The organism is Streptomyces coffeae, from assembly GCF_016741875.1.
Taxonomy (GTDB): Bacteria; Actinomycetota; Actinomycetes; order Streptomycetales; family Streptomycetaceae; genus Streptomyces; species Streptomyces coffeae.
The window spans coordinates 333456-358134 of the sequence record NZ_JAERRF010000009.1; the positions used below are offsets into that span (position 1 = coordinate 333456).

The 24679-nt window shown below is 69.9% G+C and carries 21 protein-coding genes and 1 pseudogene; 8 read left to right on the forward strand and 14 right to left on the reverse strand.

Annotated features, from left to right (window positions below):
* Positions 1 to 66: 66 nt before the first annotated feature.
* Entirely contained in the window at positions 67 to 972 is a 906-nt protein-coding gene (gene ku, locus JK363_RS18185; RefSeq protein WP_201875954.1) for a non-homologous end joining protein Ku, read from the reverse strand.
* A 102-nt stretch (positions 973 to 1074) separates the two neighbouring features.
* On the opposite strand from ku, the gene JK363_RS18190 reads away from it, so the two are divergent.
* From JK363_RS18190 to JK363_RS18205, 4 genes and pseudogenes are all read left to right on the forward strand, one after another.
* Positions 1075 to 1548, forward strand: coding sequence for a DUF6233 domain-containing protein (locus tag JK363_RS18190; protein ID WP_307821765.1), 474 nt, complete (start codon positions 1075 to 1077; stop codon positions 1546 to 1548).
* 66 nt (positions 1549 to 1614) lie between these two features.
* Positions 1615 to 1795, forward strand: a pseudogene (locus tag JK363_RS18195) (SAM-dependent methyltransferase); the annotation flags it as partial.
* A gap of 106 nt (positions 1796 to 1901) precedes the next feature.
* Positions 1902 to 2765, forward strand: a complete 864-nt coding sequence (locus JK363_RS18200) for an alpha/beta fold hydrolase (protein ID WP_201875956.1) — start codon at positions 1902 to 1904, stop codon at positions 2763 to 2765.
* Positions 2766 to 2917: 152 nt separating this feature from the next.
* Positions 2918 to 3304: a PPOX class F420-dependent oxidoreductase gene (locus JK363_RS18205; RefSeq protein WP_201875957.1), complete on the forward strand. Its 387-nt coding sequence runs from the start codon at positions 2918 to 2920 to the stop codon at positions 3302 to 3304.
* A gap of 78 nt (positions 3305 to 3382) precedes the next feature.
* Here JK363_RS18205 and JK363_RS18210 read toward each other — a convergent pair whose 3' ends face one another.
* Positions 3383 to 4633, reverse strand: a complete 1251-nt coding sequence (locus tag JK363_RS18210; protein ID WP_307821766.1) for a PucR family transcriptional regulator — start codon at positions 4631 to 4633, stop codon at positions 3383 to 3385.
* Between the two features lie 185 nt (positions 4634 to 4818).
* On the opposite strand from JK363_RS18210, the gene JK363_RS18215 reads away from it, so the two are divergent.
* Entirely contained in the window at positions 4819 to 6363 is a 1545-nt protein-coding gene (locus tag JK363_RS18215) for a hypothetical protein (RefSeq protein ID WP_201875958.1), read from the forward strand.
* A 146-nt stretch (positions 6364 to 6509) separates the two neighbouring features.
* Here the strand turns inward: JK363_RS18215 and JK363_RS18220 are convergent, their stop codons facing one another.
* The 6 genes from JK363_RS18220 to JK363_RS18245 form a co-directional block, all read right to left on the reverse strand.
* Positions 6510 to 8234: an acyl-CoA dehydrogenase family protein gene (locus JK363_RS18220; RefSeq protein ID WP_201875959.1), complete on the reverse strand. Its 1725-nt coding sequence runs from the start codon at positions 8232 to 8234 to the stop codon at positions 6510 to 6512.
* A gap of 105 nt (positions 8235 to 8339) precedes the next feature.
* Positions 8340 to 8897: a PadR family transcriptional regulator gene (locus JK363_RS18225; protein WP_201875960.1), complete on the reverse strand. Its 558-nt coding sequence runs from the start codon at positions 8895 to 8897 to the stop codon at positions 8340 to 8342.
* Between the two features lie 146 nt (positions 8898 to 9043).
* Complete coding sequence (locus tag JK363_RS18230) at positions 9044 to 10003, reverse strand: FkbM family methyltransferase (protein ID WP_236075881.1); 960 nt, start codon at positions 10001 to 10003, stop codon at positions 9044 to 9046.
* Positions 10004 to 10234: 231 nt separating this feature from the next.
* Positions 10235 to 11536 (reverse strand): haloacid dehalogenase-like hydrolase, encoded by a 1302-nt coding sequence (locus JK363_RS18235; protein WP_201875962.1) that lies wholly within the window; start codon positions 11534 to 11536, stop codon positions 10235 to 10237.
* 219 nt (positions 11537 to 11755) lie between these two features.
* The gene (locus tag JK363_RS18240) at positions 11756 to 13468 is read right to left on the reverse strand and encodes an MFS transporter (RefSeq protein WP_201876055.1); all 1713 of its coding nucleotides are present in this window, start codon (positions 13466 to 13468) and stop codon (positions 11756 to 11758) included.
* A gap of 20 nt (positions 13469 to 13488) precedes the next feature.
* Positions 13489 to 14040 carry a TetR/AcrR family transcriptional regulator gene (locus tag JK363_RS18245; RefSeq protein WP_201875963.1) on the reverse strand — a complete coding sequence of 184 codons (552 nt, stop codon included), beginning with the start codon at positions 14038 to 14040 and terminating at the stop codon, positions 13489 to 13491.
* A 121-nt stretch (positions 14041 to 14161) separates the two neighbouring features.
* On the opposite strand from JK363_RS18245, the gene JK363_RS18250 reads away from it, so the two are divergent.
* Entirely contained in the window at positions 14162 to 15877 is a 1716-nt protein-coding gene (locus JK363_RS18250) for a serine/threonine-protein kinase (RefSeq protein ID WP_201875964.1), read from the forward strand.
* Between the two features lie 25 nt (positions 15878 to 15902).
* Here the strand turns inward: JK363_RS18250 and JK363_RS18255 are convergent, their stop codons facing one another.
* From JK363_RS18255 to JK363_RS18270, 4 genes are all read right to left on the reverse strand, one after another.
* Positions 15903 to 17003 (reverse strand): pyridoxal-phosphate dependent enzyme, encoded by a 1101-nt coding sequence (locus tag JK363_RS18255; protein WP_201875965.1) that lies wholly within the window; start codon positions 17001 to 17003, stop codon positions 15903 to 15905.
* Between the two features lie 378 nt (positions 17004 to 17381).
* Positions 17382 to 18272: a YwqG family protein gene (locus JK363_RS18260; RefSeq protein ID WP_236075883.1), complete on the reverse strand. Its 891-nt coding sequence runs from the start codon at positions 18270 to 18272 to the stop codon at positions 17382 to 17384.
* Between the two features lie 117 nt (positions 18273 to 18389).
* Positions 18390 to 18806, reverse strand: coding sequence for a VOC family protein (locus JK363_RS18265; RefSeq protein ID WP_201875967.1), 417 nt, complete (start codon positions 18804 to 18806; stop codon positions 18390 to 18392).
* A 10-nt stretch (positions 18807 to 18816) separates the two neighbouring features.
* Positions 18817 to 19191 (reverse strand): helix-turn-helix transcriptional regulator, encoded by a 375-nt coding sequence (locus tag JK363_RS18270; protein ID WP_201876056.1) that lies wholly within the window; start codon positions 19189 to 19191, stop codon positions 18817 to 18819.
* 189 nt (positions 19192 to 19380) lie between these two features.
* On the opposite strand from JK363_RS18270, the gene JK363_RS18275 reads away from it, so the two are divergent.
* On the forward strand, positions 19381 to 19791 hold the full coding sequence (locus JK363_RS18275) for a VOC family protein (protein ID WP_201875968.1): 411 nt from the start codon (positions 19381 to 19383) through the stop codon (positions 19789 to 19791).
* A gap of 197 nt (positions 19792 to 19988) precedes the next feature.
* On the forward strand, positions 19989 to 22376 hold the full coding sequence (locus JK363_RS18280; RefSeq protein WP_201875969.1) for an ATP-binding cassette domain-containing protein: 2388 nt from the start codon (positions 19989 to 19991) through the stop codon (positions 22374 to 22376).
* Positions 22377 to 22410: 34 nt separating this feature from the next.
* Here the strand turns inward: JK363_RS18280 and JK363_RS18285 are convergent, their stop codons facing one another.
* Together JK363_RS18285 and JK363_RS18290 are read right to left on the reverse strand one after the other, a co-directional pair.
* The gene (locus JK363_RS18285; protein ID WP_201875970.1) at positions 22411 to 23511 is read right to left on the reverse strand and encodes a fatty acid desaturase family protein; all 1101 of its coding nucleotides are present in this window, start codon (positions 23509 to 23511) and stop codon (positions 22411 to 22413) included.
* A gap of 177 nt (positions 23512 to 23688) precedes the next feature.
* A complete protein-coding gene (locus JK363_RS18290) occupies positions 23689 to 24678 on the reverse strand; it encodes a LacI family DNA-binding transcriptional regulator (RefSeq protein WP_307821767.1) in 990 nt (329 codons plus the stop codon).
* Position 24679: the final 1 nt, after the last annotated feature.

The window sequence follows — 24679 nt, forward strand, 5'->3', positions numbered from 1 at the left end:
CACCGGCCAGATCGACCGACAGCGCGGCCGACCACGTTCCTGCCCGACTGACGGAGGTGGGCGCCGTCAGGACGCGGTCCGCTTCCTGGCCGCCTTCTTCGCCGGAGCCTTCTTGGCGGTCTTCTTGGCGGTCTTCTTGCTCGCCGCCTTCTTCTTGGACGGCATCGTGCGCACCTCACCCGTGCCGCCAGTCTCGCCGCGGGCCTCCTTGGCTGCCTTCACGCTGTCCTTCAGGGCGGCCATCAGGTCCACGACCTTTCCTTCGGGCCCGGCCGGAGCCACCATCTCCGGAGGCGCCACGCCTGCCGCCTTCGCCTCGATGACGGCTTCGACGGCTTCCCGGTACTGGTCGCGGTACTGGCTGACCTCCGCCCCGCCGATGGCGTCCATCAGGGTGATGGCTTCGTCGACCTCGGAGTCGGAGAGATCCACGTCCTTCGGGGCGAGCCCTTCGCTGGAGCGGATCTCGTCCGGCCAGTGGAGCGCCTGGAGGACGATGGCATCGCCGACAACGCGCAACGCGCCGAGCCGCTCACGGTTGTGCCAGGCGAACTTGGCGATGGCCACCTTGTCGCTGCGCTCAAGCGCTTCTCGCAGCAGCGTGTACGGCTTGGCCGCGACGGCTCCGTCGCCTTGCAGATAGTAGGGGCGTCCGAAGCGGATCGGGTCCAGGGAATCGGCGGGAACGAATGCCTGCACGTCGATCGCCTTCGCGGTCGGCAGCGGCAGCTGGTCGAGCTCCTCGTCCGCGATGGGCACGAGGTTGTCCTTGCTCTCCTCGTAGGCCCGGCCGATCTCGTCCTGGCTCAGGACCTTGTCGTCGAGCTCGCAGACCTTGCGGTACCGGATCCGCCCGCCGTCGGCGGTGTGGATCTGCCGGAAGGACACCGAGTGGTCCTCGGTGGCGGGCAGCACCTTGATCGGGATCGTGACGAGCCCGAACGACACGGCACCGGACCATACGGGGCGCATGGCTACCTCCACAGGCACCCCCCTGGGGGTGTCCAGCGTAGGTGAGGTCCGCACACCACGCTCCTGGTCACTCCGCACGGTATTCGAACGTAGGATCGAATGGTGAGTGTGGACGAGTGGCGGTCGAAAGCCGGGCCGTGGGCCAGGGCCGAGCTCCCGGACGGCCAGGAGCTGGACGTCATCGTCACCGCCCGTACCCGCACGGCCGACGGCGCCTGGTGGTTCGAGGCGGAGGCCATCCTCCCGGCCAGACACGAGCACGCCGACGGCAGCACCACGGTCATGGGCGCCCCCACCCCCATCAGCGTCCCCGCCGAGCGGATCACCCCGATCCCCGGCGAGAACTACAGTGGGCTGCCGACGGTCGGAGCGGTGGCGGGACGGCAGTGGGTCCTCGAAAAGCTCCACCAGTACAACGAGGAAGCCCCCTCCCGCCGTCTGCACCGCCGTGACTGCTGGCAGGCCCGGGACAGCCACACCCGCGTCACCACCGAGCAGGCAGTCGAGCTGTGCGCGGGCGAGGCGGACGTAGCGTTGTGCGACATCTGCCGTCCGGAGCGAGCCCTGCGGTGCTGATCCGCACGCTTTCCGCTGGATCACGCGGTGCTCGCCGCGTTCGCCGAGCTCGCGCGGACCGCCGACGCCGGGTTCCGGCGGGTACTCGCGTCCGACGGCCACCTCTTGCTCGCCTTCTTCGAGTCGGAGGGTGAGCCGGTTACGGCGTTCGACCACAAGGCGGCGACGGCCTGCCGGTGGCCGATCGAAGCCGCACGAGGAGGAACGGTTCCGCCGGGGTCATCTGCTGATGCGCAAAGGCACGTAGCTCAGGCAATCGCCTGAACTGAAGGGGACGTTCAACGGTGCCGGCATGTCGGCGCGGGCGCAAGAAACGGCTTGCTGTGGTCGTTCCCGGCGATGAGGATGGCGCCATGCCTGCGCTCACCGCTGCCGACGGGACCGAACTCGCCTATCACATCACCGGGGAAGGCAAGCCGCTGCTCTGCCTGCCCGGTGGACCGATGCGTGCCTCCGCCTACCTCGGAGACCTCGGTGGACTGTCGAAGCGACGGCAGTTGGTCATGCTCGACCTGCGGGGCACCGGCGACTCCCGCGTCCCCCGCGATCCGGCCACATACCGCTGTGACCGGCAGGTCGACGACGTCGAGGCCCTCCGGGACCACTTCGGGTGGGACAGCGTCGATGTTCTCGCGCACTCGGCGAGCGGCGATCTGGCCATCCTCTACGCGGCCCGCTACCCGCGGCGCATCCGCAGCCTCAGCTTGATCACAGCCCGCGCTCGCGCCCTCGGTGTCGACTTCACCGCGGAGCACCGGCGGGAGATCGTCGCGTTGCGCACGGCCGAGTCGTGGTTCGAGGCGGCCCGCGATGCCTATGAAGCCATCTGGTCCGGATCCCCCACCGACGCCGACTTCGACGCTGCCGCCCCGTTCTTCTACGGCCGTTGGGACGCCGCCGCCCAAGCGCATGCCGCAGCCGACGCCGAACAGACCAACGAGCCGGCAGCGGACGTCTACGCATCGCCGGGCGCCTTCGACCCCGCCGCGACCCGCGCCGCCATCGCCTGCTTGGCCGCGCCGGTGCTGGTCCTCGCCGGTGAACTGGACAGCGGCCCGCGACCCCATGTCGCCGCCGACATCGCGAAGTTGTTCCCCCGTGCCGAACTGGCGGTCCAAGCGGGCGCCGGCCACTTTCCGTGGCTTGACGACCCCGCCTGCTTCACCCGGACCGTCGCGACCTTCCTCACCCGGGGGTGTGTCCGGTCGATCACGTAGCTCGTCGTCCACGAGCCGTCGGCTGATCCATCTGCGGTACGGCCTCACGGGTGCCGCGCCGTGGGGGGCGGTGCCGACCGGGCATCGGGGCCCGTCAGCGCCCGGGTGCCGGTTCGGCGATGGTCAGCGGGCGGTACACCTAGACTTCCGGCATGGAAGAGACGTGGCTGGAACGGCTCGGTACCGGTAAATATCTGCTCGTCACCAGCTACCGCAAGGACGGTTCGGCTGTTGCCACCCCGGTCTGGGTGGTGTCCGACGGGGCGGCGCTGGGGGTATGGACGGCCGTCGACTCGTGGAAGGTGAAGCGGATCCGCAACCGCGGTGATGTGCTGGTGGGCCCCTGTGACATGCGGGGCAACCCCACGGGCGAACAGCGGCCGGCCGTCGCGGAGATCTGTGACGCGGCCACCACCGAGCGCTACCGCGGGCTCGTGGCACGCAAGTACGGTCTCCTGGGGCGCCTCACCCTCTTCGGCAGCAGGCTGCGGCGCGGCAAGGCGGGCACGGTCGGCATCCGTATCTCGGCGGCGCCCTGACGCACCCTCTCCGCCGCCGTGTGACCGGCGAGGGGGCTCCAGACGAACAGGGCCGGGATCCACCGGTCCCGGGGCGCCTCAGTTCGCCGGGCCGTGGATACGGCGGTGAGCCAGCGCCCACCACACCTCGGCCAGATCCGCCGGATCGCGCAGATTGGTCCCGGTGAGCTCCTCGAAGCGGCGCAGCCGGTTGCGCATCGTATTGGGGTGAACGTAGAGACTGCGTGCGGCCGCTTCCAGGCGCATGCCCTGGCGGAGGTAGGCGGCGGCCGCCTCCTCCAACTGGACGCCGTCCTCGCCCCGTTCGGCCAACGGCTCCAGTCGCAGCCGCACCAGTTGCTCACCCACCGCGGGCATCGCCACCACCGTGGCCCGCAACCCCAGCTCCTCTCGGGTGAAGACCCCGGCGAACCCGGAGTCGACCGCGGCGCGCAGCGCCTGGGTGGCGCGGGCGAATTCGGTGGCGAGAGCGGACCGGGCGGCCGGGGCGCCCAGGCCCACCACCAGGCCGTGGCACAGCCCGCTCGGACGTGCGGCCAGCAGCCCGGCCGCGTCCCCGTCCACCGTTGTCGCCAAGGGGCTGCCCACCGCGTCCCGCGCGAGCCAGGGACGCAGCAGGTCGAGGGCGCGGGACAGGGCCTCCTTCCCCGGGTCCGCGCCGGGGGCGGGCCGGACGGCACGGGCGGAGTCGCCGGGGCCGGTGAGGGGCAGACGTGCGCGGAAAGGGAGGCGCAGCGTGCTCCGGTCCCAGACGGCGTCCGCGTCCCCGTTGTCCGGGTCGTCCCAGCGCGCCTCACCGAGCAGCAGCGCACGGACCAGTGCGGCGTTCCGGCCCTCGGTCGGCACCTCCCGCCGGGCCGCGGCGTGACAGCTGCGGACGATGCGCAGTGTGGTGGCGTTCGTCCAGGCCCGCAGCGTCTCGGCGATCGGCAGCAGTTCCTCGGCGGTGGCGTTCCGGGCCGCCATCTCCTCACCGAAGCGCCGCCAGACGACGTCCGATCCGATGCGGTACGCCGAGATGATGTCCTCGACGGGCAACACCCGGGCCAGGGCGGCGACCTCGTCGAGATACCCGGCGGGCAGGTCGTAGGAGTGGCCGGGATCGCGCCCGCCGCGCCGCGGCGCACGGTGCTCCTCGACGGACCAACGCTGCACCACCGTCAGGCCGTTGCGCACCGCCGCCATCACCCCCGGCCGGACCCTGTCCGGCGACTGTGCCGCGTAGGAGGAGAGTTGGCCCCGGAGGGCGGCGATGACCTCGTCGGTGAGCGCGCCGATGCGGTCGTGCAGCGCGGTGACGGCCTCCGGCACCGTTGTGGAACCCCCCACCCGTCCCCTCCCGACTCGGTGTCTTTCTCCATGGCGAAAGTGATCATTCGCCGCCATGCTACGAGGAAGCCGCCCGAACCCCTACAGATGTTCGATCCTTGATAATTTCTGAGCTGTTATCAGGATCTGTCGTGGTGGGGTGCGCGGGCTTGCTGTTCCCCTCTCGGTCACCCCCAAGGAATCCCATGGCTGTTTCCTGGCGCCGTATCGCGGTGCCCGCCGCTGCGCTCGGCGTACTGGTCCCCGCCGCCCTCGGCGGCTACGCACTGCTCTCGGACTCCCCGGACTCCGGCACCTCCCCGGCCGGTACCCGAGCCGCGGGCTCCCCGAGCCCGGACACTGTACCGGGCACCGACGACGCGGCCCCCGGCGCGGACGGCGGTGCCGTCGTCGCCAAGCCCTCGGGCACGCCCACCGGTTCGGGCCGCTCGGTCGCGGTGAAGCTGTCGTCGTACGACGCTCCCGGCAAGAGGGCGGTACTCAAGACGTCCACCGGCAAGTCCGTACGCCCGGGCGATGTCATCGCCGCGGCGCCGAGCCGGAAGGCCCCGGCGGGCGCGCTGTTCAAGGTGCGCACCGTCTCCGGCTCCCAGGACGGCGAGACGCGGGTCACCACCGCGCCCGCCACCCTCTCGGAGCTGCTCGGCGACCAGAAGGTGAACCAGCGCGCGGCGTTGCGCGGCAGCGAACTCAGCGTCAAGCCGCTCTCCTCCGGCGTCACCGTGCGGAAGCCGTCCGACGGCGCAGAGTCCGGCGCGGACGGCGGTGGCGGTTCCGCGACGCCGTCGCAGGGGGCGAGCCCGGCACCGTCCGACGGGGCGAGCACTCCCGCGGGGACGGGCACTCCGGACGGCGCGTCGCCGACCCCGTCGGCCTCCGACTCCGGCGGTGCGCACACCCAGCTCGGCCACCGCGCGGCCGGCGCCACCCCGCGCGGTCCCCTGCCGTCGAGCGCGGCGAAGGGTCTGGGCGCCCTGCGGCTGGGCGTCGATGTGCCCCTGCCCAAGGGTGTGGAGGCGACGGGGAAATCTCCCGCCCGGCTGGCCGGTGACATCGCCTTCCGGCCCGAGCTGATCTTCCAGTACGACCGGCGTGGCGGGCACAGCCTGCTGCCGCAGCGCGCGGCCGTCGGCCTCGGCGGCTCCTACAGTTATGGCTGGCAGGTGCACGGCAAGGTGCGGCGCACCGCCGACACCGGACAGGTCGCGGTGCCGCTGGCGGCGGTCACCGGCCGCCACGTCTTCTGGATAGGCCCGGTGCCGGTCGTGGTCAGCACCGAGGTGACCTTCACCTATCGCTTCACCGCGGGCGGACGCATCGTGCTCGACGCGGACCAGCGCACCACCGGTTCGTTCGCCGTCGGCGCCCGGTACGACCGCGAGCACGGCTGGCAGCCGCTCCACGAGGCGCACCAGCAGACCAAGGGCGGCACACCCCAGGTCCGCGGCGCGGCCACCGCGACGGCCCGGGTCGGCGTACGCGCCCAGGTGTTCCTGTACGACACCGCGGGCGTGGGCGGGGATCTGTCCGTGCACCTCACCGGACGCGCGGCGGCGACCACCGGCGGCAGCGCCCCGGCGTGGGCGCTCAGCGCGGGCTACGACCTGAAGACCGAGCTGATGCTCCAGCTGAAGATCTTCGGCATCACCATCGCCGACCTGAGAACCACACCGTTCGCCCTGCACGACGAACGGAAGCTCTTCGGGCGCGGAAAGCTGCCCCCGGCCTGAACCGGCGGGGGCCGCACCCCGCCAGGCTGAAGGCGCCTGCCCGGTACGACCCGGTGCAGGCGCCTTCGCCGTCCCCACCCCGCGGAAAGGTCACCTCACGCGTACCGCACGGGCGGGGGCCGGACGGGCCATCGGAACGACTCCGGTCAGGGAGCCATCTCGTAGGCTCCGGCCAACGCCTCGACCCGCTCCCAGACGCGGGCCGAGCGGGCCTCGTCGACGACCGGGCGCCGGACCGCGCCCAGTGCCCAGCGCTGCTGCTCCGCCGTGGCGGAGTCCTTGCCGTGCAGTTCGACGGCGTAGGCGGAGAAGTCGCGTATGAAGACCGCGAACAGCTCGTCGAGGACGTTCTCCTCGATACCGGTCAGACGCCCCTGCTCCAGGATCAGCTGGCCGTACACCACCAGCGCGAACAACTGGCCGATGGCGAGGAGGAAGTCCAGGTCCTTGCCCTGCGCCTCATCGGGGGCGGCGGTCGTGACGAACTCGCACAGGGCGTCCGCCTGCTCCCGGAAACGGGCGACGTTGGGGATGTGGGCGTACGCGTCGTAGGCGGCACGCCAGTCGTGGAAGCGGATGGAGCCCAGGCCACGAGCCGGACCCTGCCGGAAGAGGAACGCGTCGTCGGCCACGTCCAGGCGGGTCGGCACGGGCTCGTACTCGGCCGGGGCCAGCAGGTGGTTGCCCATGAACTTCAGGATCAGGGCGAGGTTGACGTGGACGGTGCCCTCCAGCTTGGGCAGGCCCCGGATCTCGGTCGCGGCCTGCGAGAAGTAGGTGTCCTTCTCGAAGCCCTTCGCGGCGATGACGTCCCACATCAGGTCGATGACCTTCTCGCCCTCGGTGGTCACCTTCATCTTCGTCATCGGGTTGAAGAGGAGATAGCGGCGGTCGTCGGGCCCCGCGGTGCGGAAGTAGTCCACGGCCCGGTCGCTGAACAGCTTCATCCCGATCAGACGGACGTAAGCGTCGGCCAGTTCGCGCCGCACATGCGGGAAGGCGGTGACGGGGCGGCCGTAGAGGATGCGGTGGTGCGCGTGGGTGACGGCCTCGTACATCGCGTGCTCGCAGATGCCGACCGAGGCGGTGCAGAGGTTGAACTTGCCGACGTTGACGGTGTTGAGGGCGGCGTCGAAGGCGGCACGGCCGGTGTGCAGCACGTCATCGGGGCCGACGGGGTAGTTCTCGAGGCGGAACTCACTGACGTACTTCGAGGAGTCGACCACGTTCTTCACCAGGTGGTACGCCGGATGGCGGCTGTCGGCGGCGAAGAACACATAGCCGTCAGGACCCTCGACATCGGTGCGCCGGCCGAAGACGGAGACGAGCCCGGCGGCGTTGCCGTTGCCGATGTAGTACTTGGAGCCGCTGGCCAGGAAGCCACCGTCGCCGTCCGGCTCCAGCAGCATGTCGGTGGAGTAGATGTCGGCGCCGTGCGCCTTCTCGGACAGACCGAAGGCGAACACCTCGCCCTGGGAGAGGAGTTCGGCCGCGCGGGTGCGAGCGGTGGTGTTCTCGCTCTGCCAGACGGGGCCGAGTCCGAGGATGGTGACCTGCCAGGCGTACCAGTAGTCCAGCCCGTAGAAGCCGAAGATCTCGTTGAGGGCGGCTATCCGGGCGGTGTCCCAGCGCTTGTCCCGCTCCCCGGCGGCGGAGGCGGAAGCCGGGGTCAGGAAGGTCGCGAAGAGCCCTTCCTTGGCGGAGAACGCGAGGAAGTCCGCCAGCCACGCACGGGTGCGGTAGTCCTCGATCAGCCGGCGCTTGCCGCGGTCTTCGAACCAGTCGACGGTGGCGCGCAACAGCCTGCGGGTCTCGGGGTCGAAGTGCGCCGGGTCGTAGGTGCGCGGGTTGAACAGAGTTGCGTCGGCCACGGAAGGTCGCCTTTCCGGCTTGAAGGTTGCGGGGGTGGGTGGAGAGGTCGTGGGGTTGCGGCGGGCGGTGCGGCCCCGGCGGCGGGTGTCTCGGCTGCCCGGCGTTCAGCGCTCGGGACGGAGCTGGTGGAGCGTGGCGAGTACGTCGTCCAGCCAGGCGAGTGTCATCTGCTCGTAGGCGATGCCGCCGCGCAGGACGACGTGCTGGAGCGACTCTCCGGCGGTGAGTGTCGCGGGCGCGTCAGGACCGGTGAAGTCCCGTTGCTCACCCGCCAGATAGCGGGTGAGCCGGTCGCTGTGCGCCTGGCGGTACCGCTCGACCTCGCTGATCAGCGCGGCCGGATCGTCGAAGGCCGCACCGCGGATCTTCACGGCGAGGTCGTGCCGCACACTCTCGGGTTCGATCGGCTCGTGCAGCCACTGGGACAGGGCGGCCCGGCCGGGCTCGGCTACGGAGTACTCCTTCTTGTCCGGCCGGGCCTGCTGCGACACCTCGCGGGCCTCGATCCAGCCATCGCTCTCCATGCGCTTGAGGACGCGGTAGATCTGCTGATGGCTGGCGGTCCAGAAGTAACCGATGGACCGCTCGAACCGGCGGGCCAGCTCATAGCCGGAGCCCGCCTTCTCCAGCAGGGAAACGAGGATCGCGTGTTCGAGCGCCATGCCTCGATGCTGCTATGCAACTCGTTGCATAGCAAGAACACCGCTCGGAATGAGGCGTGGTTCACCTTCGCGGCACGACGGAAAACGGACCGGGCCCCGGACCGTTGCGTCGTTGCGGTCCGGGGCCCGGCGGAAACGCCGTCGACTCAGCCAGGGGCGGCAGCCGCGCGCATCATGACGCAGTCGAACTCCACCACCCGGCCCGTGGTCTCCTCGCGGGTCACCGGATACATGCCCGTGATCTCGAACCCGCTGTCCTCGTACACGGCGATGGCCTCGTTCATCTGCGGGCTCCCCTCGTAGAGCCGCAGCACCGCCACCTCCGACTGCATCCCCACGAAGTCGCCGATCCGGTCCCCGGCGCCCGCGAACACCTCCAGGTCGTACCCCTGGGTGTCCATCTTGAGATAGGGCCGGGGCTCGGTCAGACCGGCCAGCGCCTGGTCCATCACACCGTCCAGCCTGCGGATCTCGATCTCCTCGGTGCGTGTTCTCGCGAACCGCCGATAGCGGTCCTTGCCGTAATCGCTGGGCGGAAGCAGCGAGTTCATGGTGCTCCAGTCCGCATGGATGGTTGCCGTGGCATCCTCGCGTCCGAGGCCGAAGGGATACACCCACCATTCCGGATCAGCCTCCGCGGCCTGCTGCAACGTGGCGAACGTGTCCTTGGTGGGCTCGAAGGAAACGATTCTGCCGGAGTAACCGAGCCGACGCAGGCGCTTCGCGTACTGACCGGCATTGGCACCGACGTCGAAGACGCAGTTCACACCGTATTTCTCCAGCAGTCCGGCCACATGGTGAGTGCACAGATACGAGGCCGCCGCCAGCTGGAGCGAGCGTTCATCCGCGGAACCACCCTCGTCGACAAGGAGCTGAGCCCCGGTGTCACCGAGCGGAACATGTGTCCATTTTCCGGACGGATCGCCACGGCCGCGGGCGACCACCCACATGCCCCCGCGCATCCGCGCCACCGTGTACCGGCCGCTGCCGCGGGTCACCAGATCGGCCTCCCGGCCCACGGGAACGCGCGCGCGTTCACCCCGCCGGGACAGCACGGCCGTACCCGAGCCGAGATCGAGCACATGCACCCCGAGCCGGGGAAGCATATGAAGCAGTCTTCTGTAAAGAGTCCTCATTCAGACAGCCTCGCAGGTATCAGCCGTCTCAGAGCCCCACTTGCAGCCAATTGGCGCACATCCGCAACGCCGCCCTCTCCTCACCCGCCCCGGCGGCGCCGCACCGCACGACACCAGCGGGCGGGCCCGGTGACCGAGCCCGCCCGCAATGCCCCGTTCTGCTACTCAATGATGGTCAGTGGCCCATGCTCAGCGTGTGCCTCAGTACACCCGGTCCTCCTGGTCCGGAACGACGGAGCCGTCGGGGCGCCGCAGCGGACCCTCGACACCATCGGTGTTCATATGCCCCTTGGTGGCGCAGGGGTAGGGGGTCTTCTGACGCGCCTTCGGCTCGATGAACATGGGGTTCACGACCCACCGCCGGTCGGCGTTGTCGTAGGCGCGGCACATGAGTTCGGTCTTGTTGCGGTTGATGGCCAGATGCCCGGCCGTGGCGTCATTGACGAAGGTGACATCGGTTTCCGCGTCGCCCGCGCCGAAGGCGATGCGGTGCGCGGGGTCCTGCTTCCGCCATGCCTCGGCGCCCTTGATGCCGTAGATGCTCTTGTTGATCCAGCAGCGTTTGCCATCCATGTACGTCAGCGCGTCACCGCCGGTGTTGTCCGCGACGTCGCCGCACCCCTGCACACCGGTGGTGAGCTTGCCGTCCTTGACAACATTGCGGATGCCGACGACACGGTCGTCCGGGAATCCCGCGCCCGGGGCCCAGGCCCGGACGATCGGCTCGGCGGAGGCGGACACCACCCAGACGTCGAATCCGGCTTTCCGGAGGGTGCGGATGAGGTCGAGCTGCTGCTCGTAGTAGCGCACATAACCGGCCCAGCTGTGTGTGCCGACCGTCTGCTCCGTGCCGATCGGTGCGGCGAGGTTCTCGGCGCGCGCCTTACGGGCGAAGGCGGTGAGCTGCTCGGGAGTGTGCCCGGCGAAGAGCTGGGTGATCCAGACGTACGAGGGAACGGTCCTGCGGTGATTCCACACCCCGCTGAAGGCGGTGTCCCCGGCCGATGTCTTCTCGTCCGCGTAGATGTCGAGGATCTCGTCGGTGCAGTCGGTGTCCGTCGAGGTCGGCAGCGGCCGGCCCGCCGGTACGGAGGTGCCGCAGGCGCGGGTGAGCGCGCGGTGGGCGGCGTCGGTCATCCACTTGTTGGTGGCGCGCCAGCTGGTGGGCTGGAGGATCTTGTCGTGCTTGAGCATCCACGCGAGCGTGGCGTCGGAGATGTCGTTCTTGACGACGGTGTTGTCCCAGTCGAACGCGGCCACGGGCCTCGGGGAACCGGCGCGGGAGCCCTGGCCGCAGATGCCACGTTCGTCGATCATGCGCTGGAGTCTGGCGCGGTTGTTGCCGTACCACGGCAGATCCTTGCTGAGCTGCGGGCACTCGGTACGCGACGTCCGGGAGGCCGACGTATCACGGGCGGTGGCGGTCATCGGGGCGCTGAGGGTCGCGGCAAGCGCGAATGCCAGACACGTCATCGTCGGCCTGAGAGCCTGCTGACGGAGCATGGGGCCTCCTGAGGGTACGAGCGCGTGCGTCGCCGAAGACAGCGGACCATCGTTTCGGCGTGGATCATGGACTGTACCGAGTCGGGGGATTCCACAGAAGTGGATCCACACAGGACAGTGATCCGGGGCGCTGACTCCGGATACGGCCGGAGACCACGCTCAAGAGATCATGGCTCCGGCCACCCGGATTGCGCCGACGCCGCGGGCGTCGGGGCCGGTTCAGCGGCGGATAGCGGGTTCGGCCGCGCTCTCCGGCCGGACGCCGTGCTCGCCCTGAGCTCGATGGCCACGGGAGTCGCCATCGCCACCGCGTTCGTCACGCTCACCGTCACGGCCCATCGGCCCGTCGGCGCGCCACCCGTCGTCGCTCGCGAGTTGCCCGGCTTCGCTCTCCTCGACGCCGTCCTGGAGCGCCTGCCCGCGCAGCAGGAACCACGCCCCGACCGCCGTCGCGAGCAGCACCACCGCACCCACACCGCAGGCGATCCGCAGACCGTCCACGAAGGACTCCTGCGCCGAGGCCAGGAGCGCGGAGGCGAGGCCGGACGGCAGATCGGCGGCCGATTCCGCCGCGCCGCCCAGCGACTCGTGGGCCGCGGCGGCCACATCCGCCGGTACGCCCGAGGGCGTGTCGAAGCCGCGGTAGACACCGGTGACCACGGAGCCGAGGAGGGCGATACCGAGCGCCGCGCCGAGCTCGTAGGCCGTCTCGGAAACGGCGGACGCGGCGCCCGCCTGCTCCTTGGGGACGCTGGAGAGGATCACATCCGCGGTGACCGTGAACGAGAAGCCCGCGCCGACACCGACCACCAGCAACACCGCGCCGAGCACCGGGAAACCGGTGTGCGCGTCCAGGAAGACCAGCGCGGCGAGTGCCACGCCGATGGCCGCGAGCCCTCCGGCCACGATCACGCGGACGGAATAGCGCCGGGCCGCCGCACCCGCGACCAGCCCCGCCACCACGGCGCCGATGGCCGCGGGCAGTTCGGCGAGTCCCGCCTGAAGCGGTGTCCGCCCCTGGACCAGTTGCAGAAACTGCGACAGGAAGAAGACCAGACCGGACAGGCCCAGGATGGTGAGCAGGTCCGCCAGGACCGCGCCGGAGAAGCCGCGGTGCTGGAACAGCCGCATGTCCAGCAGCGGTGTCCGCAGAGTGAGTTGGCGCCTGACGAACACCAGCAGCGACAGGACACCGGCGATACCGGCCGCGATCGCCACCCCTCCGGTGTTGTGCGAGGCCAGCTCCTTGACGCAGTAGACGACACCGATCATGCCGACGAGGGACAGGCCCACACTGGGCAGATCCCAGGGACCGGGGTCGGGGTTCTTCGACTCCGGCAGCAGTCTGACGCCGACGAGGACGAGGACGGCCATCACGGGCAGGTTGATGAGGAACACCGATCCCCACCAGAAGTGCTCCAGCAGGAATCCGCCGACGACCGGTCCGACCGCCGCACCCGCCGATGCCGCGGCGCCCCAGATGCCGATGGCGACACTGCGCTCCTTCGGATCGGGGAAGAGGTTACGGATGAGGGCGAGGGTCGACGGCATCAGTGTCGCGCCCGCGACTCCGAGCAGCGCGCGAGTCGCGATCAGCATCTCGGGCGAGGTGGCATACGCGGCCAGCACCGACAGCCCGCCGAAGGCGGTGGCGCCGACGAGGAGCAGTTTCTTGCGGCCGATGCGGTCACCGAGACTGCCCATGGACACCAGCAGGCCGGCGATGACGAACGAGTAGACATCGCCTATCCACAGCAGCTGGTTGCCGGTCGGCTCCAGGTCCTCGCTGAGGTACGGCGTGGCCAGGCCGAGGACGGTCGCGTCGACGGCCACCAGCAACACGGCCAGGATGAGCACCGACAGGGCGAGCCAGCGCCCCGGTATCCCCTCGGCCGAGCCGGGCCGCGGCGCGGTGCGGCCCGGACCGGTCAGGCGCTCGGGGGTCTTGCCGTTCACTTCTCCACACTCCGAATCATCCCTCCGAGCAGCAGCTCGGAGACCATGTAACCCGCGTCCTTGGACGCGATCCTGCCCTCCTGGGCACTCCAGGCCGAGGCGGCGATGAGGGAGTACAGCGCCTCGGTCAGCCAGGCCGGTGTCAGGTCCAGCCGGATCAGCCCCTGCTCCTGGCCCCGCCGGAACAGCGCACCCACCTGTTCGTCGATGCGCTCCCAGCCCTCGTTCATGGCGTCGGACTCGAACAGCTGGTTCTCGCCGTAGAGGAAGGCCAGGAAGCCCGACACCGGCAGTGCCTCGGTGACCAGCCGACGCACCGCGTCCACGGGGTCCCCCTCGTCGATCCGCGCAGCCGCGAGCCGTTCCTCGACGAGCTGAACGCCGAGCACGCCGAGCGCCTGGACGAGCGCGTCCCGTCCGGCGAAGTGCCGGTGCAGGGTGGCACGGCTGATTCCGGCGGACTTGGCGATCTCGTCCATGGACGCCGTGGCCTTGCGGGCGAGCAGATCCGCGGCGGCACGCAGGACGTGTTCACGATCAACAGACATGAGACAAGAGTAACCCATGTGAGACGTGAATGTCTCACGCGATACGTTCATGGGTCATCACAGAGGGTGGGTGTGCGTTTCACGCTCTGCTGGGCCGCACCGCTCGTATCCTGACTCCGGCATGCTCAGGCCCAAGGGGGGACCGTTGGAACGCGGGGAGTTGATCGCAGGCCGGTACGAGCTGATCAAACGGCTCGGCCGTGGGGGTATGGGCGAGGTGTGGGCCGGAAGGGACCGCAGTCTGCGCCGCGATGTCGCGGTCAAGCTGCTCGCCCTCCACGATGTCCCTGACCCGCAGCTCGCCCTGCGGTTCGAGCGCGAGGCGGTGGCTGCCGCGCAGGTCAACCACCCCAACGCGGTCGCACTGTACGACCGCGGCGTTCATGAGGACGCGCTGTTCCTGATCATGGAGAAGGTCGAGGGCGCAACGCTCGCCGAGCACATCCGTGATGAGAGTCCCCTGTCCCCCGGCCGAGCGCTGGAGATCGCCCATGGGATCTGCGCGGCACTGGTCGCCGCGCATCTGGCCGGTGTCATCCACTACGACATCAAGCCGCACAACGTGATGATCACTCCCGACGGGCAGGTGAAGGTCGTCGACTTCGGTATCGCCGGGTTCATCCAGACCATGGTCACCGTGGCCGGTTCCTCCCAACTGACCCCTGCCGGCACCCCTGAATACGGTGCGCCCGAGCAGTTCCTCACCGAACGCGGCGATGAGCGTTCGGACCTGTACGCGTTCGGCGGGGTGCTGTTCGCCATGCTCACCGGGCGGCCGCCCTTCACCGGGCACAACGCCCTGGCGATCGTGCGCCGCAAACTGGACGAGGACGCGCCCCCACTTGCCTCGCTCCGCCCGGACGTGCCGCCCGCGCTGATGGCTCTGGTCGCCGAACTCCTGGCTCGTGAGCCTCGGCACCGCCCCGAGTCGGCACGAGTGGTCCTCGAACGCATCGGCCGCCTCCGGACCGCCCTCGCCACCGGTGACCGGACCACGGAGTTCGGTCCGGCCGAGGCCCGCAAGGTGCTGCTGGCCAGGACGGCCGGAGCGATGAGGGCGGTGCTCGCCAACGCGGATGTCATCGCGAGGTCGCCACGCAGGGACATCCTCCGGTCCGAGCGGCCGCCCGGGCAGACATCACCTCGGACGCGGCGTCTGCCCAGCTCGGCTCCACCGTTCCAGGGAACCTGGACAGGTGCGGAGCCGCTGTCCACCTACACGGCCAGATCGAAGCCACTCCGGTTCTGGTGCTTGACGGTGGGCTTGTCGCTCGTGGCGGCATGGCTCATCGACTACCCGTTCCGTACGGGGCACTTGAACTCGGATTCCGACTTCAACCAGAGCAACTGGACCGGTTTTCTCATCCTCGGTGGCATCGTCGCTTGTGCCGCGTTCATCACGTTCGTGACGGCACTCACCTACTCCCTCCACGACGTGGCGCACGCACGCCGGCGCAAGAAGAGAGCTCAGTGGGCGCTGCACGTCGGCCCCCATGGCATCGTGACCCACAGCGTCGCGGGACGGCACGAGTTTCCCTGGGACCGGATCAAGAGGGTCGCCATCGAAGAGATCCCGGGCGCACTGCCCTATCAGTTCACCGGAGTTCATATCGACTTCGCGTCCGGCGCCAGGCGGCCGACGACGATGCGACCGGCAGGATGGATCTACGCCGAGCCGAACACGATCAGCGCCCGCGCGAACGGGAGGACCCCCATCTGTGTCCTCGGACCGATGACGGAGCGGCAGCGGACCGACCTGATGGAAGCTCTCTCCGAGTACGGCGGCGAGCGGTGGGTGCCGTCGGCCTCCTTCGCTTCCCTGCCCATCGACCTGTGAGCAGCATGGCACGAAACGCGATGGATCACGCACGGGACGCGTCGTGCCCCGGCGGCCACTTCCCGGTGCGGGCGAAGCGCTCGAGGTCGGCCTCGTACGGCGCGGGATCGAGACCTTGTGCGTGAACCCACTCCGCACTGAGGTGAGTGGTCCGGTAGGGCTCGGCGCTGTCGCCGACGAGGGTGATGACACTGCCCTGTATTCCCGCCGCGCGCATACGCGCCACCAAGTGGCAGACACCCCACAGATGGGTACCGGTCGCCGGTCCGGCCTTGACGTCGGCCACGGTGTGCAGCCAGCGCATCGCCGCGATGGACGCCGCGTCCGGCACCGGGATGACCAGGTCGATCACGTCCGGTGTGAATCCGGGTTCGACGCGAGGACGGCCGATGCCGGGGATACGCGAGGGCATCCCGGTGGTGTAGTCATCGCATTCGCTCGTCCACGCGGGGAAATAGGCGGAGTGCTCCGGATCCACCACGGCCAGCCGGGTCGCATGGCTGTGCCGCCGCAGGTGCCGCCCGATCGTCGCCGATGTGGCGCCCGTTCCGGCGCCGGTCACGATCCACTCCGGGACCGGGTGCGGTTGTCCTCGCATCTGACCGAAGATCTCGTCGGCGATCGTCGGTCCGCCGCAGTCGGCCACCGCTCGTTCCGCGTCGGCGAAGTGGTCCAGGACGTAGCCACGATGGCGCTCGGCCAACGTACGGGCTTCCTCCTGCACCGCGGCCGGTGGCCGCTCCCCCACCTGCCACCGCCCGCCCTCACGCTCGATCCGGTCCAGGAGAGGGGTCGGCGTTTTCGTCGGCACGACGGCCGTGAAGGGCAGGCCCAGCAGCTTCGCGAAGCGGGCGCCGACAGCCGCGACCGCCCCGCCCGTCGCCGCGAACACCGGTGTGTTCTCGCTGACTTCTCCGCCGGCGACCGCCTTGCAGAACATGGCACGTACCAAGCGGTACTTCATGCTGCCGGAAGGGAGTGCCGACTCGTCCTTGAGGTAGATGTCGATCCCGTCGAGCGCGGGCATGTGAAGCGGGCGCAGCGGAGTGGGCGTGATACGTGCGCCGTCTGCCTGTATGCGCCGGAGCGCATCCGCTGCCCACACACGGGGATCAACCGCACTCATAAGCCGGACCCTACCGGACGAGCCGCGTGCTGCCCGAGGGTTGTGCCGTCCGCCCGGCAGCGCCGGTGCGGCCGTCACCCGCTCTCGATGAGACCGAGTACCTCCACGGTCGGCCGGACGTCGCCGAACGACCGATAGACGATGTGCCGGCTGTGGACGGGTGCCTCGGTGTTCTCCATGGCGGTTCCCTTCCTCAGCCGTGACGGGATGTCCCGGCTGCCGACCGGGGTTCCGCTGCTGTGTTGCTCCCCCGTCGGCAGGCGGTCCATCCCAGCTGCGTTCAGATCCGGCACCTCACTCCCCACAGGCCAAACCACCCCATAGGGCATTGCCGGCCAACGCGGCCACAGCGGCGCCGTCCCTCGGCATGGCGCCCCCTCAGCAGCACTGCATGGTCAGGAGGGCCTGGTCGAAGCGGTTCGCCGCGAGATGCTCGGAACGGATCAGCCAGTACAGCACGCCGCAGTCGCCCCACGACATTCCGGCGTCACCGTCGCTGTCGAACTGGGCGAGCAGCGTCCAGCGTGCGGCCTCGGCCACGATCTGCGGGTCGTCCCGGCGCAGTCGGCCGCCCAGGACGCCCTGCGCCACCTCCACCTCGACGGCGCCCTGGATGCTCTGCGGGTGGCCGAGAGCCTGGTGCCCGTTGTGCTGCTCATGCGGTTCCAGGGCCTGGCTGAACGGGCCGCTGGTGGCCGGGTGTTGGTACTGGTCCTGCCAGCGTGCGAAGCCGAAGGCGGAGGCCGACGCGGGAGAGTCGCTGCCCGGGATGCTCGGGACCGTCACAGCGGTGAGAGGCACGACGGCATAGGGTTCCACATCCTCGGGAGCCGGGCGTTCGAGTGCCGACGGCTCCTCGGGCGGCAGATGCAGCACACGCGCACCGGCCCAGGTGTCGCGGTCGCCGGCGTCGACGACCCGGCCCTCCTCCTCGTCGAAACCGGTGAAGAAGGCGAGCCGGCCATCGGTGGCCAGGGGGAGTTCGCAGCCTTGTGCGGCGGCGACGGCGCGCAGGGCAGCGCAGTCGAGCATCGCCACGAAGGACAACGCACATCGCTCCTCCTCCCACACGGGCCACGCCACGTCCTCGGGCAGCCGGGGAAGTCCGCCGAGCTGCCCGACGACAGGCTCATCGGCCTCGGCCCTGCGCAGCCGGACACCCGGCCGGAGCAGGCCCGTCCAGCGCTCGGCGTCCTGCGGGGACAGGTGAGTGCGGGCGAGCGAGCGCAGGGTGTCGAACGGGGTTGCCGGGCGCGAGGTCGTCGTCATGTGAGCCATCTTGGCCGTCGCCACTGACAACCCGACGGCCGGGGCTCGGGCTGTGGCCGATCGCCGCCACCGCCGCGCGGCTCCTGCTGAGCGACCCACGCGGCGCCCGCCAAGGGCTCACTTCCCGAGGGGCTGGGTGAAGCGCAACAGGTTGCCGGCGGGGTCACGGAACGCGCAGTCGCGGACGCCGTAGTGCTGGTCCATGGGCTCCTGGAGCACCTCGCCGCCCGCGGCGCTGATGCGCTCGAAGGTGGCGTCGCAGTCGTCCGTCGCGAAGATGACGCCGCGCAGCAGACCCTTGGCCATCAACTCCGCCATGGCCTGTTTGTCGGCGGGCGAGGTGTTCGGGTCCGCGGCGGGCGGCTCCAGGACGATGTTCACGTCCGGCTGCGAGGGCGCCCCGACGGTCACCCAGCGCATCCCCTCGAACCCGACGTCATTGCGTACCTCGAGGCCGAGTACATCGCGGTAGAAGGCGATCGCCTTGTCGTGGTCGTCGACGGCGATGAAGCATTGGGAAAGCTTGATGTCCATGCCGTTCACGCTACGGCCGAGCGGTCTTGCTCGCTTCTCCATTCCTGACCGGTCGCGTGTGAATCTTGGCCATGCATGCCGGGATGCCAGCGCCGTGATCATGACTCCTGGCCCGGTAGGCGCTCGGGCTCTCGCCGACCAGTTGGGTGAAGCGCGAACTGAACGAGCCCAGCGACGTACAGCCGACCGCGAAGCAGACCTCGGTCACCGAGAGGTCGCCGCGCCGCAGCAGCGCCTTGGCCCGCTCGATGCGGCGGGTCATCAGGTAGCTGTACGGCGTCTCGCCGAACGCGGCGCGGAAGCTGCGGGAGAAGTGGCCCGCCGACATCAGGGCGTCACGCGCCAGCGCCGGGACGTCCAGCGGCTCGGCATAGTCACGGTCCATCCGGTCGCGGGCCCGCCGCAGCCGGACGAGGTCGTCAAGGTTCTGCCGTCTCACCCGAGCAGTTTCCCACAGCGGGCGAGGCCGCCGCCGTGGATCCGCGGCACCGCCGACGCCCCATGGCCGTGCGGTGTCCGGACCGGTCAGGAATGGAGAAGCGCCGGTCACGCATCCATGGCTAGCGTCCTCGCCATGGACATCACCATTCACTGGACCTTCCTCCCGCATGACGACCCGGACGCCTCCCTGGCCTTCTATCGCGACACCCTCGGCTTCGAGGTCCGCAACGACGTCGGATCCGGCGGGATGCGCTGGATCACGGTCGGCCCCGCGGATCAGCCGGGCACGTCCATCGTCCTCGAGCCACCGGCCGTCGGCCCCGGCATCACCGACGACGAGCGCCACACCATCGCCGAGATGATGGCCAAGGGCAGCTACGCCCGTATCACGCTGGCCACCGCTGATCTCGACGGCGTCTTCGCGCGGCTGCGGGCCGGCGGCGCCGAGGTCGTCCAGGAGCCGACCGAGCAGCCGTACGGCGTTCGCGACTGCGCCTTCCGCGATCCCGCGGGCAACATGATCCGTTTCAACGAGCGGCACTGAACCGCGTTCGTCCCGCACACCGGCCTGCTGGGTTCCACATCTCCCCCATCGCGCCCCGATCAGGTAGAAAAGCGATCGGTTGCCGCGACCGTGCCGACGCAGGACAACCGGACATACTGCTCGAGGCTGGTCAGACGCAGCCAGGCGACGCCGACGGAGACCGCCTCAGGCGGCCCCGTCCGACACATGGAGACACGATGAGCATGACCACGAGGACGGACCCGCAGTCGCCTGCGCCGCACGCTGCCGACAGCCACGATCTGATCCGCGTGCACGGTGCACGCGAAAACAACCTCAAGGACGTCAGCATCGAGATCCCGAAGCGCCGGCTGACGGTGTTCACCGGTGTCTCCGGCTCGGGCAAGAGCTCGCTGGTGTTCGACACCATCGCCGCGGAGTCGCAGCGGCTGATCAACGAGACCTACAGCGCGTTCGTGCAGGGCTTCATGCCGACGCTGGCGCGGCCCGAGGTCGATGTCCTCGACGGCCTGACGACCGCGATCACCGTCGATCAGCAGCGGATGGGGGGCGACCCCCGCTCCACGGTCGGCACCGCCACCGACGCCAACGCGATGCTGCGCATCCTCTTCAGCCGGCTGGGGAAGCCGCACATCGGTCCGCCCAGCGCGTTCGCCTTCAACGTCCCCTCGGTCCGGGCGAGCGGCGCGATCACCGTCGAGCGCGGTGACCGCAAGACCGAGAAGGCGACCTTCACCCGCACCGGCGGTATGTGTCCGCGCTGCGAGGGCCGGGGCACGGTCACCGATCTCGACCTCACCCAGCTCTACGACGACTCCAAGTCGCTCACCGAGGGCGCGATCGACGTCCCCGGCTACAAGACGGGCGGCTGGAACTACCGGCTCTACAGCGAGTCGGGCTTCTACGACCCGGACAGGCCGATCCGCACGTACACCAAGAGGGAGCTGCACGACTTCCTCCACCGCGAGCCGACCAGGATGAAGATCGCGGGCATCAACATGACCTACGAGGGGTTGATCCCGCGGATCCAGAAGTCGATGCTCTCCAAGGACCGGGAGGCGATGCAGCCGCACATCCGGGAGTTCGTGGACCGGGCGGTCACCTTCACCACCTGCCCGGAGTGTGAGGGCACCCGGCTCAGCGAGGGGGCCCGGTCGTCGACGTTCAAGGGAATCAACATCGCCGACGCCTGCGCGATGCAGATCAGCGATCTGGCCGCATGGGTCCGCGGCCTCGCCGAGCCGTCGGTGGCGCCGCTGCTCACGACGTTGCGGCAGACGCTCGAGTCGTTCGTGGAGATCGGGCTCGGCTACCTCTCACTCGACCGGCCGTCGGGCACGCTGTCGGGCGGTGAGGCGCAGCGCGTCAAGATGATCCGCCACCTCGGCTCCTCGCTCACCGACGTCACCTACATCTTCGACGAGCCCACCACGGGCCTGCACCCCCATGACATCCAGCGGATGAACAACCTGCTGCTGCGGTTGCGGGACAAGGGCAACACGGTGCTCGTCGTGGAGCACAAGCCGGAGACGATCATGATCGCCGACCATGTCGTCGACCTCGGCCCGGGCGCTGGCACGGCGGGCGGCACCGTCTGCTTCGAGGGCACCGTCGAGGAGCTGCGGGCCGGTGGCACCATCACCGGCCGCCATTTCGACGACCGGGCCGCTCTCAAGGAGGCGGTGCGGAAGCCCACCGGCACACTGGAAATCCGTGGCGCGACGGCGCACAACCTGCGCGAGGTCGACGTCGACATCCCGCTCGGGGTGCTGGTCGTCGTCACCGGCGTCGCCGGCTCCGGCAAGAGCTCACTCGTGCACGGATCGATCCCCGCCGGCGCGGGTGTGGTGTCGGTCGACCAGGGCGCGATCCGCGGCTCGCGACGGAGCAACCCGGCAACGTACACCGGGCTGCTCGAGCCGATACGCAAGGCGTTCGCGAAGGCCAACGGTGTGAAGCCGGCGCTGTTCAGTGCCAACTCCGAGGGCGCCTGCCCCGACTGCAAGGGCGCCGGGGTCATCTACACCGACCTGGCGATGATGGCCGGTGTCGCCACCACCTGCGAGGAGTGCGAGGGGAAGCGGTACCAGGCGTCGGTGCTCGACCACCACCTCGGTGGCCGCGACATCAGCGAAGTGCTGGCGATGTCGGTGGCCGAGGCCGAGGAGTTCTTCGCCGCCGGTGAGGCGCGCACACCCGCGGCTCACCGGATCCTGGGGCGGCTGGCCGACGTCGGGCTCGGCTACCTCAGCCTCGGCCAACCGCTCACCACGCTGTCCGGCGGCGAGCGGCAACGCCTCAAGCTGGCCACCCACATGGCCGAGAAGGGCGGCGTCTACGTCCTCGACGAGCCGACGACCGGCCTGCATCTCGCCGACGTCGAGCAGTTGCTCGGTCTGCTCGACCGGCTCGTCGACTCCGGTAAGTCGGTCATCGTCGTGGAGCACCATCAGGCGGTCATGGCGCACGCCGACTGGATCATCGACCTCGGCCCCGGCGCCGGCCACGACGGCGGCCGGATCGTCTTCGAGGGCACACCCGCCGACCTCGTCACCGCCCGCTCCACCCTCACCGCCGAGCACCTCGCGGCCTACGTCGGCGCCTGACGACTGCGCGCCCGCATCGTGTTCACCGGTGCGCCTACGTCTCGTCCAGCGCGGTGGCGGATGTGTCGACAACCAGGGCCTGCTCGGGCCGGACCGCAGCGCCGACCGTGTGCATGTGCCGCAGCCCCTGTCGATAGGAGTCGAGCAGCCCCGTCTCGGCGTACGGCAGCCCCAGGAGCCCGCAGTGCTGTCGCACCAGCGGCTGCGCGAGCCTGAGGTGGGGCCTGGGCATGTTCGGGAAGAGGTGGTGCTCGATCTGGTAGTTCAGCCCGCCGAGCAGCCAGTCCGTGACCGCACCGCCGCGCACGTTGCGCGAGGTCAGGACCTGTCGGCGCAGATGGCCCCAGCGGCGTTCATCCGCCGGGTCGGGCATCTCCATGCCCTTGTGGTTGGGGGCGAAGGCCATACCCAGATGGAGCCCGAAGAGCGCCTGGTGGAGCAGGGCGAACGCGATGGCCTTGCCCACCGGCAGCCAGGTGAGCAGCAGGGCTGTGTAGCCGATCGCGTGCAGCGCCAGGAGGACGCCTTCGACGGCCCGTTCGCGAACGGGCTGCCGCCGCAGGTCCCGGATACTGCTCACCTTCAGCGCGATGCCCTCGAGGAGCAGCATCGGGAAGAACAGCCGGGCCTGATGGCGGGTCACCCAGCGGGCAGAGCCACGGCGTTCAGCGGCTTGCTCCGCGGTCCATACGAGTGCGCCGACCCCGACGTCGGGGTCTTTCTCGATGTGGTTGGGGTTGGCGTGGTGGCGGTTGTGCTTGTCGTTCCACCAGGCGTAGCTCATCCCCAGGAGCAGATTGCCGTGGAGGAGCCCGAGGACCCGGTTGGCTCGGCGGCCGACGGCGATCTGGGCGTGTCCGGCGTCGTGGCCGACGAAGGCGGTGCGGGCGGACAACACCGCGAGCGGCGGGGCGAGCAGCAGCGACCACCAGGTGTTCCCGGCGAGGGCGATTGCCGTCACCACGGCGGCCAGCGCGAGGAGGTTCCCGGTGATCATCCGGGTGTACCACCCCCTGCGGCGCTCCAGCAGCCCCTGCCTCCTGACCTCCCTCAGGAGGGGAGCGAACTCGCTCCCCGGCAGCGCGGTGCCGCGGGCGAGTGCGCGGGGCTCGGACGGCACGGTGGCCTGAGACATGAAGGACTCCGGTCCTGAATCGGTCACAACGTTCTGACCTGCAAGAACGTACGGACCGACGACCGGTCGGCGCTATGGCGGCACCACCCGGACCGCATGGGGGCCAGCCCCGGGTTCCACAGGGGGGCTGGCTACACCTCTCCCCCTCCTGGCACCCCGAACGCGATATGGCCGCGGTCAGGAGGGGGCCGGGCCCGTGCTGGCGCGGATCACCAGCTCGGGGTCGAACAGCAGCTCACCGGTGGGCACATCGCGATTGCTGACCAGGGCCAGCACCGTACGGCCGACTTCCAGCGCGAGCCGGTCGGCGGGCTGACGCACCGTGGTGAGCGGAGGATCCACAAACTCGGTGATCATCGTCCCGTCATAGCCCACCACCGAGATGTCCCCGGGCACCGAGCGACCCTGGCGTCGCACCCCGCGGATGGCGCCGAGCGCCATGTAGTCGCTCGCCGCGACGATCGCGGTGGCACCGAGGCCGAGCAGGGTGGTGGCGGCCGACTGGCCGCCCTCGACGGTGTAGGACTGCCGGATCACCCAGCGCTCGGGGTCCTCGATGCCGCGCTTCGCCATGGCCGTGAGGAAACCCTCGACCCGCTTGTCGGCCGGGTGGTTGCCCACCGGGCCGGAGGCCATGCCGATCCTGCGGTGTCCGAGCCGGTGCAGGTGGTCGACGGCCAGTTCGGCGGCCAGGGCGTCATCGGTGGAGAACACGGGCGCGGGCACACCGTCCGCGAACTCCCCGTTGATGGCCACGTACGGAATGCGGCGCGTGCGCAGCATCTCGTAGGTCTCGACGTCCGCTCCCTCGACGGTGTTCGACGCGGAGAGGAACACCACCGCCGCGATGCCCTTGTCCACCAGGGAGGAGATGAAGTCGCGCTCCTGGACCCCGCCGGGGAACGCGGGACACACCACCGTCTTCAGGCCGTGGGGCGCGAGTGAGGACTCGATCCGCTCGGCCACGTCCGCGAAGAACGGATTGGACACGTGCTCAGTGAGCAGGGCGACCAACTGGCCCTGGGTCGGGCGTTCGTAGCCGACCTCGGCCATGGCCTGCTCGACGGTGTCGCGGGTCTTCTTGGAGACGCCCTGCCGCCGGTTGATCACACGGCTGACGGTCGCCTCGCTGACCCCTGCCCGCGTGGCGACCTCGGTGATCCCCACC

Coding starts and splice junctions, on each gene's coding strand:
- JK363_RS18280 (WP_201875969.1), top strand. CDS start 19,989: ATGAGCATGACCACGAGGACGGACCCGCAGTCGCCTGCGCCGCACGCT.
- JK363_RS18265 (WP_201875967.1), bottom strand. CDS start 18,806: ATGGACATCAAGCTTTCCCAATGCTTCATCGCCGTCGACGACCACGAC.
- JK363_RS18230 (WP_236075881.1), bottom strand. CDS start 10,003: ATGCTTCCCCGGCTCGGGGTGCATGTGCTCGATCTCGGCTCGGGTACG.
- JK363_RS18225 (WP_201875960.1), bottom strand. CDS start 8,897: ATGGCGCTCGAACACGCGATCCTCGTTTCCCTGCTGGAGAAGGCGGGC.
- JK363_RS18270 (WP_201876056.1), bottom strand. CDS start 19,191: ATGGACCGTGACTATGCCGAGCCGCTGGACGTCCCGGCGCTGGCGCGT.
- JK363_RS18250 (WP_201875964.1), top strand. CDS start 14,162: ATGCTCAGGCCCAAGGGGGGACCGTTGGAACGCGGGGAGTTGATCGCA.
- JK363_RS18235 (WP_201875962.1), bottom strand. CDS start 11,536: ATGCTCCGTCAGCAGGCTCTCAGGCCGACGATGACGTGTCTGGCATTC.
- JK363_RS18200 (WP_201875956.1), top strand. CDS start 1,902: ATGCCTGCGCTCACCGCTGCCGACGGGACCGAACTCGCCTATCACATC.
- ku (WP_201875954.1), bottom strand. CDS start 972: ATGCGCCCCGTATGGTCCGGTGCCGTGTCGTTCGGGCTCGTCACGATC.
- JK363_RS18255 (WP_201875965.1), bottom strand. CDS start 17,003: ATGAGTGCGGTTGATCCCCGTGTGTGGGCAGCGGATGCGCTCCGGCGC.
- JK363_RS18245 (WP_201875963.1), bottom strand. CDS start 14,040: ATGTCTGTTGATCGTGAACACGTCCTGCGTGCCGCCGCGGATCTGCTC.
- JK363_RS18205 (WP_201875957.1), top strand. CDS start 2,918: ATGGAAGAGACGTGGCTGGAACGGCTCGGTACCGGTAAATATCTGCTC.
- JK363_RS18275 (WP_201875968.1), top strand. CDS start 19,381: ATGGACATCACCATTCACTGGACCTTCCTCCCGCATGACGACCCGGAC.
- JK363_RS18215 (WP_201875958.1), top strand. CDS start 4,819: ATGGCTGTTTCCTGGCGCCGTATCGCGGTGCCCGCCGCTGCGCTCGGC.
- JK363_RS18260 (WP_236075883.1), bottom strand. CDS start 18,272: ATGACGACGACCTCGCGCCCGGCAACCCCGTTCGACACCCTGCGCTCG.
- JK363_RS18285 (WP_201875970.1), bottom strand. CDS start 23,511: ATGTCTCAGGCCACCGTGCCGTCCGAGCCCCGCGCACTCGCCCGCGGC.